A 15878-nucleotide genomic window follows, 5' to 3' on the forward strand; every position below is an offset into this window, starting at 1 on the left:
ACAAGGGTGGAGAGGATTGTCGATGGGAACGAAATCTGGAAGTGCCGTGAAGCTCGCGCTGGCGGGAGCGCTGCTCCTGGTGCCGTGCGGCAGCCTGTTCGCCGGCGGCAACGCAGCCGATTCCCGGCAGGACGGCCGTACGGTCAGACCGCCGGTCGAACGGTTGTCCGAAGCGTATGCGTCGTTATACTCGCAGACGCTTCTCGAGTGGAACGAGAAAGGGTGGAAGGATGCGCCGGCCGACGCCCCCCGTGCAGCGGCTAACCGCTTCTCGGCGGCGTCTTCCGGCGTCTCGGTCCGGTCGGACCGCTTACTGGGCAAAACGGGCATGCTCCAATTTACGCAATCCAAGGATTGGGCCGAATTCGAGATCGACGTGCCGCAGGACGGCTTATATACGATCGATTTGACGGTTTTGCCGCTGGAAGGGACGCTTGGCCCCGTTCAGATCGGGGTGAAAATCGACGGTGTATTTCCTTTTGCGGAGGCGAGAAACATCCAATTGCCGCGCACGTGGACGGAATCGGTGTATCCGCCTGCCGTCAATGAGCATGGGGATCAGATCCGTCCGTCGCAGCAGGAAACGTCCGAATGGAGCGTGCGGCCGCTGACGGACGCCAAATTATCTAGCCCGGGTCCGCTTCGCTGGAAGCTGTCCAAGGGCAAGCATACGATCCGGCTGGAATCGGTGCTGGAGCCGTTCGCGTTGGCGGAGCTGGCCGTCAGGGCTCCCCGCCAATTGCCGGCCTACGAGCGAGTCGCGGCAAGCTGGCAGTCGCTGCCGGATAACGTCCAGCCCGGCTGGACATCCGTACTGGAAGCGGAACAGATGAGCGCCAAATCGGACCCGTCCGTACAGGTGCAGGCAAGCAACGACAACCTTGCCGCTCCCGCTTCGAACGGCAAGATGATCTACAATACGATGGGCGGCTACCGATGGAGCAGGGGCGGGCAATCGGCGGAATGGACGTTCGACGTTCCGAGTGACGGTCTGTACTATATCCATTTCAAATATTTGCAAAACTTTACGAAGGACGCGATCAGTTTCCGGGAAATCCGCATCGACGGCGAAGTGCCGTTCCGCGAGCTGCAATCGTATCCGTTTCCGTATTCGCGCAACTGGAACGTGGACCACTTGAAGGATGATCAAGGGAAGCCGTACGCAATCTATCTGACCAAAGGAAGCCACACGCTGGGACTGACAGCCGATTCGTCCCCGACTACCCCGATCCGCGAATCGATTCAGGCGATTGTCGATGCGTATCAGGAGCTGAACCGTCAAGTGGCGATGGTGACCGGCGTCAAAAACCGCAGCATGGTGGATCAGAACCGGGATTGGAACTTGTCGGATTCGATGCCGGGCATCGAGACGCAGGTGGGCTCGCTCGCCGACCGTCTGCAGCGGCAGGTCGACAAGCTCCAGCAGCTGTACGGCAATTCGCTGCAGGGGGCGGAAGGGCTGCGCTCGGTCATCTTCGATCTGCGCAAGATGGCTGCACAGCCGGATCTGCTGTCGAAGCGGCCGCCCGAGCTGCATGCGCAAAACCTGGAGAAAATGACGATGTTTATCGACGCATTGGCCCGGCAGCCGCTGACGCTTGACCGGATCTACATCACCGCGTCTCCGGAACAGCCGGCCAAGCCGCCGGGTACACTGGCCGTTCTGGGCGATCTGGTGCAAAACTTTTTCCGTACGTTCTCGCCGGACTACCACTATTACGGCCGCCGCGATTCGGACGGAATCGACGTATGGGTCAACCGGGGACGCGATTACGTAGCGCTGATGCAGCAGCTGGCGGACGAGTCGTTCACGGCGAAGACGGGAATCAAGGTCAACATTAATCTGATGCCGAACCCCGGACAGCTCATCCTGAGCAACTCCGCGGGACGCGAGCCGGATGTGGCGCTCGGGATCGCCGAAGGCACTCCGGTCGATTTCGCGATGCGCGGCTCTTTGACGAAGCTGAGCGACTTTCCGGACTATGCGGCCGTGGCTCCACGGTTCGTACCGGGTACGCTGATCCCGTTCACGTATGACGGCAGCGTCTATGCGCTGCCCGAGACGGTTGCGCTGAACGTGCTGTTTTACCGCACCGATATTTTGCAGCGGATCGGCTTGAAGCCGCCGGACACGTGGGAAGAGATGTACAAAATGCTACCGACGCTGCAGCAGAAAGGGTACGATTTCTTTTTCGCCAGACAAAATTATGTGCCTCTCTTCCTGCAGAACGGTGCGTCCTTTTATACAAATGACGGGTTAAGCTCCGCCTTGAACTCGAGGGAGGCGTTCAACTCGTTCAAGCAGTGGACGGAGCTGTTTACGGTATACGGATTTCCGACCGAGGTGCCGAGCTTTTATATGCATTTCCGCCGCGGCGATATGCCTGTCGGGATCGCCGATTACAACGCCTACATGCAGCTGCTTGTGGCGGCTCCGGAGCTGGCGGGCTCTTGGGAGATCGCGCCGATTCCCGGCATGAAGCAGCAGGACGGAACCGTAGCCCGCTGGTCCGGCGGCAACATGACGTCCGGGATGATCTTCAAGTCGTCGAAGCGGCAGAACGATTCCTGGGAGTTTCTGAAATGGTGGACGTCGACGGAGACGCAGTCCCGGTTCGGCAACGAGATCGAGCTGCAGAACGGCGTCGAGTTTCGCTGGAATACGGCGAATGTGGCGGCTTTTCAGACGCTGCCTTGGCCGGAGAAAGACCGAGAAACGATTCTTAGCCAGTGGAAGTGGTACAAGGAAGTGCCGAACGTGCCGGGCGGGTACTTCACTTCACGCGAGCTGACGTTTGCCTGGACGCGGACGGTGCTGCAAAACGGCAACTACCGGGAAATGCTCGAAAAAGCGGTGTTCCAGATCGACAGCGAGCTGAAACGCAAGCAGCGGGAATTCGGCTTCGTAAACGATCAGGGAGACACGGTGCGAAAACTGCAGGTGCCCGATGTGACGATACCATGGGAGGAGGCGGGCAAACGATGACGATTCGTTCACAACAAGGCGGTCCGCAGGTGGTTCCGTCGACGACAGGCACACGGTTGGGCGGACGCCGGGCCGTCCCGTTACAGGAGAAATGGCGCAGTCTGCTTTCCGAATTGAGGAAGAGCTGGGTGTCCTATTTGTTCGTTGGCCCCTTCTTTCTGCTGTTTGTGCTGTTTATCGCGCTGCCGACGGTAGCGGCGATTGTACTCTCCTTTACGAGCTTTAACGCCATCGAGCCGCCAACCTTTGTCGGACTGTTTAATTACCAGGTGTTGTTTACGCAGGATCTCGTCTTCTGGCAGTATGCGCTGCCGAATACGTTTTTGTTCGCCTTGATCGTAGGCCCGGTCGGTTATGTGCTTTCATTTATGCTCGCTTGGCTGATCGCCCAACTGCCGGACAAAATCCGGGCGTTTTATACGCTCGCCATGTACGCGCCGTCGATGACCGCCGGAATCGCCATGTCGGTCGTATGGCTCATTTTGTTCAGCGGCGACCGGATCGGTTATCTGAACAACTTTCTGCTGTCGATCGGTTACATCAACGAGCCGAAGCTGTGGACCACGTCGCCGGAGTACATTATGAAGATTATGATCGTCGTCTCGTTATGGGCCAGCATGGGCGTCGGTTTTCTGGCGATGCTGGCCGGCATCCAGAACGTCGACAAGCTGCTCTACGAGGCGGGGCGGATCGACGGAATCCGCTCCAGGCTGCAGGAGATCTGGTACATTACGATACCTGCGATGAAGCCGCAGATGCTGTTCGGGGCGGTCATGGCGGTGGTAGGCACGCTGAAAGCGGGCTCGATCAGCGTCGAGTTGACCGGCTCGAACCCGTCTCCCAATTATGCGGGGCACCTGATGATCAACCATATCGACGATTACGGTTTTATCCGTTACGAGATGGGGTATGCATCGGCGATATCCGTCGTTCTGCTGATCATCATCTATTTGTCCAGCAAGCTGTGCTGGAAGCTGTTCGGTTCGAAGGGGGAGTAGCACATGGCATTCATTCCGTTCCGAAGGCGCCGGAGGTTGCATCGGACTTCCGCATTCCAGTGGGTGCTGACGGCGCTGCTTACGCTGCTGGCCGTCTTTATGCTGCTGCCGATGGTGTATTTGTTCAATCACGCGCTGAAGCCGTATCACGAGCTGTTTTTGTACCCGCCGATCTTTCTGGCGAGGCAGCCGACGCTTGATAATTTTTACGACCTGCTCATTGTCACCAAAACGGCAATCGTACCTGTCAGCCGTTATATTTTCAACGGGGTGATCGTCTCCCTGGCTACGATTTTTCTCGGAGCGCTCCTTTGCGCGATGTGCGCGTACGCTTTGTCCAAACATCAGTTTATCGGCAAAAAGTGGATGTTCTCGGTGATTATCGTCTCCCTGATGTTCGCGCCGGAGACGGTGCAAATACCGCGATATTATGTGATCAGCACGCTGGGCATTATGAACACGTATTGGGCGCATATTTTGCCGGTGATTGCACTGCCGGTCATCGTGTTTCTGTTCAAGCAATTTATCGATTTGCTGCCGGATGAGCTGCTGGAGGCTGCGCGGATGGAAGGAGCGAGCGAGTTTGTTTTGTTCGGCCGGATCATCCTGCCGCTGTGCATGCCGGCGGTGGCAACGGCGGGCATTTTGCTGTTCCAGTCGTCGTGGGGCAATATGGAGGCGTCGACGCTGTATATCGAGGACGAGACGATGAAAACATTGCCGTTTTATGTCAGCTCGCTGACGAGCGGACTCGCCAATAACGTAGCCCGTCAAGGCGTGGCTGCGGCGGCCGGGCTGCTTATGTTCGTTCCGAGCTTCGTGCTGTTCCTCTTCCTGCAGCGCAAGGTCATCTCGACGATGGCGCACTCCGGACTGAAATGACCGGCACAGGCAGCGGGAATACAGGAAAGGGGATGGTAAGAGCGATGAGTGGGAAGTTGGTCAGACGAAGCTTGCTTGCGCTGCTCGCGCTCGTTGTCTGCGGATTGGGGAACGGCGCAAGCGCGCGTGCCGAAGTACCGTACGGAACGTTTATATACGACTTGAGCGGCCGGGAAATCCCGGTTCAGCCGGCCTATGTGCCGGAGACGTTTTTTCACGGCGGATTGAAAAATCCCGAAGATTTGTTCATCGATGCGAAAGACCGGCTGTTCGTAGCCGATACGGGAAATAACCGGATCGTGCAGATGGACTTGCGGGGCGAGACCCGACGTGTCATCCAGCCGGAAGGGGCGGGCAAGCTGAACGAGCCGGGCGGCGTGTTCGTCAGTCCGGACGGGACGATTTACGTCGCGGATACGAAAAATAAGCGAATCGCCGTGTTCGACGAGACAGGCGGTTTCCTTCGTTCCATCGGCAGGCCGCAAGCTCCCATGATCCCGCCGGATTTCGTGTTCGAGCCTACCAAGCTCGTCGTCGACGAACGGGGATATATGTATGTCGCGACGCGCAACGGATATCAGGGACTGCTGCTGCTTGATCAGGACGGAGCGTTTGAAGGATTTTTCGGCGCGAACAAGGTCGATTTCCAAATGTCCGACGCGCTGAAACGCGTATTTTTTACGAAGGAGCAAATGCAAAAGGAGCTGCTCAAGCTGCCCGGCACCGTCTCCAACGTCACGGCAGGCCCGGACGGCCTGTTATACACGACCTCGATGAAGGTGACGAGAGGGCAAATCAAAAAGCTGAACTACGACGGCAAAGATCTGCTCGGCGAGCAAAACTACGGCGTCAAACGGCTGCTGGCCGGCCAGCAAAAGCAATTTACCGACGTAGCGGTCGATTCTCTCGGCAATATGACCGCCGTCGACGCGTTGTTCGGCTTGCTGTTCCAATACAACTCGGCGGGAGAGCTGATGTTTGCATTCGGCAGCAAGGACGAAGGCTACGGCAAGCTCGGGCTGTTCCAATATCCGTCCGCGCTGGCGGTCGACTCGGCGGGAACGTTGTACGTGCTGGACCGGACGGCCCATATGATCCAGACGTTCAAGCGTACCGAATTCGGAGCGCTCGTCCAGAAGGCGACGGATCTGCACCTGCAGGGGCATTATGACGAAAGCGCAGGCCCGTGGCGGGAAGTGCTGCATCTGAACAGTAAATACGTCAGGGCGCATCTCGGTCTCGCCAAATCGTATTACAAAAACGGAGAATATACCGAGGCGATGCGGGCGTTTCGGGAAGGCGGCGATACCGGAGGATATTCCGACGCGTTTTGGCAACTGCGGCTGCTCTGGATGCAGCGGCATTTTACGCAAATGGCGGCTATCGGGGCAGTCGTTCTGCTGATCGCATTCGCCGGATGGAAGCTGAAAACGAAACGGGCCCGAAGGAAGGACGGTGAACGCATTGAATCTGCAGCCTAACGACAACGAAACGAAGCGGAGAAGACTTCCGTTCCGTATACCGTCCGCTGCCCTGTTCGGAGCATCGGGTTACACACCGGACCTGCTATCGTCCGGTTTCTGGTCGCAGCTGGCCAGGGATGTCGGCTATCAGCTCAAGCAATCGTTCCGGGTGCTGAAGCACCCTTTCGAAGTGTTCTGGGAAATCCGCTACCGTCCCGAAGGCAGCATGTGGGCGGCGGTGCTGCTGCTGGCGGCCGGCTACTCGGTACATGTGCTGTCGCAGCTGGCGACTTCTTATTTGTTTAACCCGTCGGGCGAGGATATGGTGAACCCGCTTACGCTGCTGCTGCAATCGCTGCTGCCGTGGGTTACCTGGGTGTTCGCCAATTATTTGATCGGCTCGATTATGAAAGGCCAGGGCCGCTGGACCGAGGTGTTCGTCGGCAGCGCTTATGCGCTGATGCCGTTTCTGCTCCTCTCTTTGCCGCTCGCGGTTTTGTCCAACGTATTAACGCTGAATGAGAGGGTCGTATACGATTTCGGCAATGTGGCGATGGTGTGTTGGACGCTGTTCTTATTTTTCGTCATGGTGAAAGAAATCCATAACTACGACATCGGGGAGACGGTGCTTAACATCGTTCTGTCCGTGCTGTTTATGATCGCCATCTGGATTCTGCTGTTTATTCTGGCAGGACTTACGTTCCAGCTGTACGACTTCGTCTCCCAGATTGTGAAGGAGGTGTCGTACCGTGGTTAGACGTGCTGCTACGGGGATGATTATAGCCGCGGTGCTGGCCGTCGCCGTATATATCGTAGTGTTCGGCGTGCCGTTCGGCCCGGCGGCGCCGGATAGCTGGGGCGAACCGGCGGCTGCGGCGAATCCCGCTTCCTTCGCAAGGATGGAATACGAGCCTGCCAGCTACCGGAAAGTCGCGGAGAACAGCAAGCTGGAACTTCACGTAAACGATGCCGGGCATCTCCGGGTGTTCGACAAGCCGGGCGGACGTTTCGTCTGGCAGAGCGACCCCGATACGTCCAAGGAGCCGGACTTGAGGGGAATCTGGAAAAGCAACGCCGATTCGCCGTTTTTGCTGGATTATGCGGACAGCTCGAAGCAAACGACCGGCGTCCTGATCCAGACCGCCAATCTGAGCGACGCCAAAACGAAAACGACGGTCGAGCCGGCGGCCGGCGGTGCGAATATTACGTTTGACTTGCAGACGCTGGGCATCGAATTCAAGACCGAAATCCGCTTAAAGGACGACTACGTGGAGGTAACGATTCCGGATAGCGGCATCGTCGAGAAGACGGCCAAACAGGTCGTGTCGATCTGGCCGTTCCCGTTTTTTGGCGCGGCGCAGAAAGGCGACATCGAACAGGACGGCTATATGCTCGTGCCGCTGGAGATGGGCGCCATCGTCCCGATGAAGCAGGAGCATCAACTGCTCTCCCGCGTATCCGCCAAGCTGTATGGCAGCGACCGGGCGATCCCGGGCCAGCCGGGATCGAATTCGATCTTCCCGGCGTTCGGGATGAAGCGGGATTCGCATTCGTTCGTCGCGATCGTCGAAGAGGGGGAATACACGTCGACCGTACACGCCACTCCTGCGGGATTGTATACGTCCTACCATTGGATCGCCCCGCAGTTCGTGTACAGGAACGAGTATTTCCGCCAGACGAGCAAGCTCGGGGCAGGCTACAAGACGGTAGAGAAGACGAGAATCGCAGAAAGTAGGCGCATCCGGTATTATTTCCAATCGGGCGACCAGGCGGATTATGCCGGAATGGCTGCGGATTATCGCAACTATCTGATGGAAACCGAAGGGATGAACCGGATCAAGCCGGTTTCCGAAGCGTTGCCGCTGCTGCTGACCTTGTACGGAGGCGCAGAAGAGAAAGGGCTGTTCTCGCCGAGATTCGTCCCTGCCACTACGTTCAGTCAAGGCGGCGACATTTTACAAGGGCTGCACGGGGCGGGAATCGGCCCGATCCACGTACTGTACGCCGGCTGGTCGGCGGGCGGAGACCGGAGCGTTCTTCCCGAAGTATCGCCTGCGGAGAAAGAGCTGGGCGGCAATCAAGGCTTGACCGCCTTCATCCGGGAAGCGCAGCGGCTGGGCGACCGTGTCTATTTGCAGGCGGACTATACCCGCTCGCGGCAAAACGACAGCTTCGTCGTCTCGCGCGATGCGATGAAAGACATTAACAACAAGGCCCCGTTCAGCAAATGGCTGGGCGAGAACGAATACGTGAATCCTGCGGCCGTCGCGCTCCGGCTGTTCGGCGAACAGGTCGGGAAGTACGAAGCGCTCGGCATCGACGGAATATCCTTTACCGGCCTGGAGAGCGTCTACTCCGACTATCGCGCGAGCCACCGCGCCTCCCGGGCCGATGCGGCGGCGGATTACCGGAAGCTGCTGGCGCTGGCCAAGGAGCGGCTCGGTTCGGCCGGCACGTCGGAAGGAAGCGGTTATTTGCTGGGCCGTACCGACTTCATCCAGAGGCTCCCGCTCGGAGCGAGCTACGATCTCGTTGCGACGAAGTCCGTCCCGTTTCTGCCGATCGCGATCCACGGTCTGGTCGATTATTCCGGCGGCTGGGGGAATATGCGGGAGACGGGGACGTCCGAACGGCTGCGCTCGATCGAATTCGGCGCGCTTCCGCAATATTTGCTGACTTATGAAGATCCGGTAACCCTGCGCAAGACGTCGGGCGAGTTGATCCTCAGCAGCAAGTACGACGAATGGAAAGAAACGATCGCAACCGAATACAAAAGGTGGAACGAAGCGTTAGGTCCGGTTCGCAGCGTCTTTATTACAGATCACCGGGAGCTGGCGCCAGGCGTCTTCGAAACCCGTTATAAGAACGGGACTTCCATCGTCGTCAATTACAACGACACGCCGTATGCCGGCAAAGGCGTCAGCGTGCCGGCTCAAAACTTTGCCGTCTACAGCGGCTTGGGGGGATAAGATGTTACCGGCGCAAGCAACGCACAGCAAACGTTCCCGGCTTTCGATCGAGACGCAGCAGGCGATATCCGGCTATCTGTTTCTCATCCCGTGGCTCGTCGGGCTTGGATTGTTCGTCCTGTTCCCGCTCGGATTTTCCCTGTACATGAGCTTTCAGAAAGTCCGCTTTACGGGAGACGGGATGAAGTTCGAATACAAGGGCTGGGAGAACTACTCATACGCTTTTTTGTCGGACAATACGTTCGTCACGGCACTGATCAATATCGTCAAAAATACGATGCTCGTCATCCCGATTATCGTCCTGTTTTCCTTGTTCGTGGCGATTTTGCTGAATATGAAGTTTCGCGGCCGGATGTCGTTCCGCGCGATCTTTTTCCTTCCGGTCATCTTCAGCACGGGACAGGTGTTATCGGAAATATTCAACCAGAAGGCCGGAAGTCTCGACATGCTGAACAAATACGATATCGCCGGCTTCGTCTCGGCCAACGTGCCGACCTTTTGGGCCGACCCGATCTTAACCGTGCTGAATTTGTTCGTCGTCATTCTCTGGTACTCGGGCGTGCAAATTCTGATCTACTTGGCCGGCTTGCAGACGATCGGCTCCAGTGTGTACGAAGCGTCGCTGATCGACGGGGCGACGGCCTGGGAGATGTTCTGGAAAATTACGCTTCCCGCGCTGACTCCGTTCATCCTGCTTAACGTCATCTATACGGTCGTCGACATGTTCACGGTGCCTCTGCTCAATCCGGTGCTAAACATGATCGTTACGAATATGTCCGCGCCTAATCTCGGCTACGGCTACGCTAGCGCGCAAGGCTGGATTTATTTCTCCGTCGTGTTCGCCCTGCTGTTGGTGGTGCTGGGGCTGTCGCGCAGATTCGTTCATTATTCCGGGGAAAGGTAGGGGAGCGCCATGATAGGGAGACATTGGGCGGACCGGGCGCGCACCTTGCTGCTCGGCGACCGGGAACGGAAAGGAATGATCGTGCTCGTCATCTTGTATCTCGTTCTGCTGGACATCGCGCTGATGTATTTGACGCCGTTTCTGTATATGCTGTCGACGATGTTCAAGACGACGGCCGATCTGCTCGATCCGACGATCCGGTGGGTGCCGACATCGTTCGAATGGAGCAATCTGAGACTGGCGTGGGAGGGGCTGAAATTTCCCGAAGCGCTCAAAAACTCGCTGCTTTTGTCCGGCAGCTCGGCGATCGGGCAAGTGTTATTTTGCTCGCTCGCCGGTTATGCGTTCGCCAGGCAGAAGTTTCCGGGCAAAAATATTTTGTTCGCGCTGCTTATTTTCAGCTTCCTGATCCCACCGCAAACGCTGATTATTCCGCTGTACGTCCTGTTCAAAAATTTGGGACTGCTCGGCACCCATTGGGGCATTATCTTGCCCGCCCTGCTCGGGCATGGCATCCGGGGAGCGCTGTTCGTCATTATATTCCGTCAGTTTTTCATGACGCTGCCCAAAGAGCTGGAGGATGCCGCGCTGATCGACGGCGCCGGACCGTTCCGGGTGTACTGGCGGGTGATGATCCCGCTGGCGAAGCCGGCGATCGTCGTCGTATTCCTGTTTTCCTTCGTCTGGCATTGGAACGAGACGTTCACCACCGGGATGATGCTCGGAGGCAACGATATGCCGCTGTCGCTCAGCTTGTACAGCCTGAACAAAGTATTGACGGGACTGTACCCGGATGCGGAGGGCGGCAGCTTCGATCTGAACGAAACGATCCGGATGGCGGCCAGCTTTCTGATCATTATGCCGCCACTGATCGTCTACATGATCGCCCAGCGGTGGTTTGTCGAAGGGGTAGAGCGGACCGGTCTGGTGGAATAGGGAATGAAGACATTCAAATGAATCGTAGAATCGAGGGTTAAACGATGGGTATGGAGAGAGGCAAGGTGAAATTTGCCGTCGTCGGCTGCGGAGGCATTTCGTTCAGCCATTTTATCGGGATCGAGCGGGCTCCCGAAGCGGAATTGGCTGCCATTTGCGACGCAAACGAGAGCCGGGCGGCGGAATACGGCAGCAAATACGGGGTTAAAGCGTATACCGATTACGGCAAGCTGCTCGCCGACCCGGACGTGGAGGCGATCTGCTTGTGCACGCCGAGCGGCATGCATGCCGAACAGACGATCGAGGCGGCGGAGGCGGGCAAACATGTCGTCGTCGAGAAACCGATGGCGATCTCGCTATCGGATGCCGACCGGATGATCGAAGCTTGCGAGGTGATGGGTGTCAAGCTGGCGACGATCTTTCCCAGGCGCATGTCGCCGGCTTCGCAGTTCGTCAAGATGCTGCTCGATGAAGGCAAGCTTGGACGGCTGAGCCTATGTAGCGGCTATGTCAAGTTTTACCGGGACCAGGCCTATTACGACAGCGCCGGATGGAGGGGGACGTGGGCGATGGACGGCGGCGGGGCGATGATGAATCAGGGCATTCATACGATCGATCTGCTGCAATGGCTGGCCGGGCCGGTCGAGACGCTGCACGGCTACGCCCGGAACATTTTGCGAGATATCGAAGTGGAGGATACGGCCGTCGTCTCGATGCAGTTCAAGAGCGGGGCGCTCGGTTCGATCGAAGCGACGACGACGGCCTACAATCAGCCGGACCACCGGATCGTCATTCACGGGGACAAAGGGACGATTGAGCTGACCGGCGATGAGATTACGGCGCTGGATGTGATCGGGGAAACGGTGCACATTCCCGCTTTCGAGCCGTTCTTCGTCGTGCCGGACGGACATGCCGCTCAAATCCGCGATATGGCGCTCGCCATACGGGAAGACCGGCCGCCCGTCGTAACGGGACAAGACGGCAAACGATCGCTAGGAATTATCCTTGGATCTTACGAGTCGCAGCGAAGTCACCGGGAAATTATTTTGATGTAACGGGGTGCTGTCCCGGGGTGAGCCGGTTTACTTGATAATCCGGTATCCCCCGGACAGCGTCTTGGCATATTCGGAAGGCGTCATATCGGTCGACTTCTTGAAATGCCGGGAAAAATAGTGGACGCTGCTGTAGCCGAGCAGCTCGGAAATTTCCGTCAAATTGTAAACATCTTCACGGATATACATTTTCGCCCGGTCGATCTTGAGCTGGTTCAAATATTCCATGACGCCGCAGCCGACCCGTTTTTTGAACATAATGCTGATTTGCGTACGCCCGATCGCAAAATGGTCGCACAGCTGGTCCAGCGTCAAATTTTCCCCGATATGCTCGTTCATGTAGGTGATGATTTTGTCGGCCATCCCGATTTCCTGCTTCTCGCGCGGAACGGGAGCAGCCGGGAGCTCCTTGTCGGCGTGGCTGGAGCGGATCAGGTGGATGAGCAGCGTCTCCAGATGCACTTTGAACAGCTGCTCGCTTCCGAAGGGGGCGTTTTCGCGGGGGGTCAGGATGCGTCCGCTGCCCGTCGGATTCGGGCCGAACGAATTCCACCCTTCCTCGATCAACTGGGCGAGTACGAACCGTTCCTTATCGGTCAGATGAAACATTTTGTTGCGCAAAAAAAACGACATCGGCTCGGAATCGCATTCGAACGTCACGACGAACACGTTGGGGGATACTTTGCCGTTGCTGCGCGGGCTGTGAAATTCGTCGGGCTCATGAAAGAGCAGATCGCCCTGCTTCAGGCAGAAGTGGCCGGAGTCCGTATCCAGCTCGATCTCCCCTTTGTCGACGTAAAATATTTCCCAGAAATCATGCTTCTCGCCGGCATATTTGTAGTTTTTGGACAGTTCGAAATAGTAGCACGAGATCAACTTGCGAATGTGTAGTTCTTCTCGGATTTCGTAACGCGGGAATCGCATCGTCGAAATGGCCCCTTCCGCTGAAAACGTTTTTTTTCTTCATTTCCACATTTATCGGCAAATTCCTCTTCCATTGCAAAAATGATTGCGAGCCGGAAGAAAGTGCAAATGAATCGAATAATTGTACAAAACCTTGTGCAAAAAAGAAGCTCCATCGTCTAAAGATGGCTGTCGGATTCCAAGGTATGATTACGTTGAAACTACGACAAGAAACGGAGGCGCATCACGATGGAAATCGGCGTCGTCAATATTTTGAAAAACAACGGCAATTGCTTCGAGCATGTCAGCCAATTCGGGCTGAACGTCTGCCAGCTGATCGGATGGAATCCGGAGCTGTGCACGACGGAGATCGCCGATCAGGTCGTCCGCGAGTCCGAGAAGCACGGCGTGAGAATTTGTGCGATGTGGGGCTGGGTGGCCGGTCCGGGCAAATGGAACTTTACGGAAGGGCCCGTTACGCTAGGGCTCGTTCCTGAGGCATACCGGGAGGAACGCGTGCAGACGCTCAAAGGCTGGGCCGATTTCGCCAAACGGATCGGCGCTCCGGCGCTCGTCACGCATTGCGGCTTCATCCCGGAAAACGTCACCGATCCGAACTACGAAGGCGTCGTGGAAGCGATCCGCGAAGTGGCCGCTTATTGCGAGAAGCTCGGCATCGGCTTCTGGTTCGAGACCGGTCAGGAAACGCCCGTTGTGCTGCTGCGGACGATCGAGCGTGTCGGCACATCCAATCTGGGCATTAACCTCGACCCCGCCAACCTGATCCTGTACGGTAAAGGCAACCCCGTCGACGCGCTGGACGTGATCGGCGCTTATGTCCGCAATGTCCACGTCAAGGACGGGATGTACCCGACAAACGGGGACTTGCTCGGCAAAGAGGTGCTGGTCGGTACGGGCAAAGTCAATTTCCCGGCTCTGCTGACCAAGCTTCGCTCGATCGGGTACGACGGGGAACTGATTATCGAACGGGAAATCGCCGGCGAGGAGCAAGCCCGGGATATCCGGGCGACAGTCGATCAATTAAAGGCGTGGCTGGCCTGATCAGCCGGGAGGAGATCGGATATGAATCTGTTTACGACTTTAAAGGGTTCTCTGATGGAACAATTTTTCCCGGCAGGCTGGGATCTGGAGAAAATCGACCGCTGCGCCGGTTTGCCGCGGCAGGAAGCGCTTGCTCGGGAAGCACACTGGAACGCGTCTTTCGAACCGGTATCGTGCGCAAGCCTGGAGCAGTTCGACACGTATATGGGCCATGAGATCGCCCTGCTGATCAAGCAAACGCGCGACCGCGGAGAGAAGCTGGCGCTGATCCTGCCGGTCGGACCGATGGGGATGTACAAATGGACGATCTATTTCCTTAAAGCCTGGAACGTAAGCGCTTCGCACGTTTACGGGTTCAATATGGACGAATGGAGCGACGCGGAGGGCAACACGCTGCCTCCGACGAACCCCGGCGCGTTCCAGTACGCGATGGAAAACAGCTTCTACGATCAGCTCGGCGAGCTTACGGTACCGGAAAACCAGCGTAACTTCGCAACCAAGGAAAACTTGCCGCTGTACGCGGAGAAGATCGCGAAGCTGAGAAGCGAAGGCGCCAAGCTTGCCGTCGTGTACGGGATCGGCCGCGTGTTCCATATTGCGTTCTGGGAGCCGCACTTCGCCGGGGAGTACGAATCCGAGTCGTTGTGGCGCGCCGATACGCACCGGATCGCCGCCAAGCTGCATCCGCTGACGATCGAGCAGAACGCGATCACGAGCTTTAAGAGCCGCACGACGCTTGTCCCTTGTTACGCCAATACGATCGGTCCGGGCTTGTTTTTGCAGGCGGATTATGCGATCGGCGGCGCAGACGGTCTGCTCGGGCGTGGGATGATGTGGCAGGGCATGTCGCTGCTGACGACGCTGAAATACGGACCGGACCCGTGGGTGCCGTCGAGTTATATGCCGACTTTGCCGGGCAAGCTGTTTTTCCTGAACGATCTGGCAGGACCGCTTGTGCCGGAATTGAATTGACAGGCCGGTTTGAGGAACGAGAGGAGTAAACCGAATGAACATATTGGCAGTAGGGGCCCATCCGGACGATATCGAGATTTCCTGCGCCGGAACGCTCTCCAAGCTGAAGGAAGACGGCCACCATATCGTAATTTGCCACGCCTGCAAAGGAGACAAGGGACATTATACGATCCCGCCCGAGGAGCTGACCGTCATACGTCGTGCGGAAGCGCAGGAAGCCGGAGCGGTAATCGGCAGTGAAGTATTGTCGCTTGGCTTCGGGGACGGCGAGCTGATTGCCGAAAGCCAGGAAAACCGGATGATTTTCATCGATCTGGTCCGGTATGCGCGCCCCGATATCGTCATTACGCATGCGCCGAACGATTATATGCCCGATCATATCGCGGTGAGCCAGCTTGTGTTTCATGCGACGTTTTTCGCTACATTGCCCTGGTTCAAGACGAATCATCCGGCCGCGGACAAAGTTCCGGGGCTGTACTACATGGACAATTTATCCGGTCTCGGCTTCGAACCGACCTTTTACGTCGACGTTACCGGCCATATGGAGACGAAGCTGGAGATGCTGCGCAAGCACCAAAGCCAGCTCGTCTGGCTGAAGGAACACGATAACGTCGATATCGTCGATTTCGTTACGACTCTTGGGAAGACAAGGGGCATCCAGGCGGGCTGCACGTATGCGGAAGGGTTCGTTCAGCATCTCGTATGGACGAGGCCGAACGCGGTCCGGTTCCCGGTTTGATCCGGGGTCATC

Annotated in this window: 13 protein-coding genes; 12 read left to right on the forward strand and 1 reads right to left on the reverse strand. The window is 57.2% G+C overall.

The genetic code is table 11. The annotated features are described in order from the left end of the window. Window positions 1–22: 22 nt before the first annotated feature. The 9 genes from AC3Y2E_RS28500 to AC3Y2E_RS28540 are packed head-to-tail and all read left to right on the forward strand — an operon-like array spanning window position 23 to window position 12193. Window positions 23–2986 carry an extracellular solute-binding protein gene (locus AC3Y2E_RS28500; protein ID WP_379216559.1) on the forward strand — a complete coding sequence of 988 codons (2964 nt, stop codon included), beginning with the start codon at window positions 23–25 and terminating at the stop codon, window positions 2984–2986. Continuing rightward, on the forward strand, window positions 2983–3984 hold the full coding sequence (locus tag AC3Y2E_RS28505; protein ID WP_379216562.1) for a carbohydrate ABC transporter permease: 1002 nt from the start codon (window positions 2983–2985) through the stop codon (window positions 3982–3984). The genes AC3Y2E_RS28500 and AC3Y2E_RS28505 overlap by 4 nt, the downstream gene beginning before the upstream one ends. 3 nt (window positions 3985–3987) lie before the next feature. Next, window positions 3988–4866 carry a carbohydrate ABC transporter permease gene (locus tag AC3Y2E_RS28510; RefSeq protein ID WP_379216564.1) on the forward strand — a complete coding sequence of 293 codons (879 nt, stop codon included), beginning with the start codon at window positions 3988–3990 and terminating at the stop codon, window positions 4864–4866. Window positions 4867–4910: 44 nt separating this feature from the next. Next, on the forward strand, window positions 4911–6347 hold the full coding sequence (locus AC3Y2E_RS28515; protein WP_379216566.1) for a hypothetical protein: 1437 nt from the start codon (window positions 4911–4913) through the stop codon (window positions 6345–6347). Then, window positions 6322–7086: a Yip1 family protein gene (locus tag AC3Y2E_RS28520; RefSeq protein WP_379216568.1), complete on the forward strand. Its 765-nt coding sequence runs from the start codon at window positions 6322–6324 to the stop codon at window positions 7084–7086. The genes AC3Y2E_RS28515 and AC3Y2E_RS28520 overlap by 26 nt, the downstream gene beginning before the upstream one ends. Beyond that, window positions 7079–9298, forward strand: coding sequence for a DUF5696 domain-containing protein (locus AC3Y2E_RS28525; RefSeq protein ID WP_379216570.1), 2220 nt, complete (start codon window positions 7079–7081; stop codon window positions 9296–9298). The genes AC3Y2E_RS28520 and AC3Y2E_RS28525 overlap by 8 nt, the downstream gene beginning before the upstream one ends. Before the next feature lies 1 nt (window position 9299). After that, complete coding sequence (locus AC3Y2E_RS28530) at window positions 9300–10202, forward strand: carbohydrate ABC transporter permease (protein ID WP_379216572.1); 903 nt, start codon at window positions 9300–9302, stop codon at window positions 10200–10202. A 9-nt stretch (window positions 10203–10211) separates the two neighbouring features. Then, entirely contained in the window at window positions 10212–11138 is a 927-nt protein-coding gene (locus AC3Y2E_RS28535; protein ID WP_379216575.1) for a carbohydrate ABC transporter permease, read from the forward strand. Between the two features lie 44 nt (window positions 11139–11182). Then, complete coding sequence (locus AC3Y2E_RS28540) at window positions 11183–12193, forward strand: Gfo/Idh/MocA family protein (protein ID WP_379216577.1); 1011 nt, start codon at window positions 11183–11185, stop codon at window positions 12191–12193. A gap of 27 nt (window positions 12194–12220) precedes the next feature. Here the strand turns inward: AC3Y2E_RS28540 and AC3Y2E_RS28545 are convergent, their stop codons facing one another. Beyond that, complete coding sequence (locus tag AC3Y2E_RS28545) at window positions 12221–13114, reverse strand: AraC family transcriptional regulator (RefSeq protein ID WP_379216579.1); 894 nt, start codon at window positions 13112–13114, stop codon at window positions 12221–12223. A gap of 228 nt (window positions 13115–13342) precedes the next feature. On the opposite strand from AC3Y2E_RS28545, the gene AC3Y2E_RS28550 reads away from it, so the two are divergent. The 3 genes from AC3Y2E_RS28550 to AC3Y2E_RS28560 are packed head-to-tail and all read left to right on the forward strand — an operon-like array spanning window position 13343 to window position 15866. Continuing rightward, window positions 13343–14155, forward strand: a complete 813-nt coding sequence (locus tag AC3Y2E_RS28550; RefSeq protein ID WP_379216581.1) for a sugar phosphate isomerase/epimerase family protein — start codon at window positions 13343–13345, stop codon at window positions 14153–14155. A 21-nt stretch (window positions 14156–14176) separates the two neighbouring features. After that, window positions 14177–15127, forward strand: coding sequence for a sugar phosphate isomerase family (locus AC3Y2E_RS28555; RefSeq protein ID WP_379216583.1), 951 nt, complete (start codon window positions 14177–14179; stop codon window positions 15125–15127). Between the two features lie 34 nt (window positions 15128–15161). Further along, a complete protein-coding gene (locus tag AC3Y2E_RS28560) occupies window positions 15162–15866 on the forward strand; it encodes a PIG-L deacetylase family protein (protein WP_190926619.1) in 705 nt (234 codons plus the stop codon). The last annotated feature ends 12 nt before the right edge of the window (window positions 15867–15878 follow it).

The sequence above is a fragment of the Paenibacillus sp. MAH-35 genome, assembly GCF_058135425.1.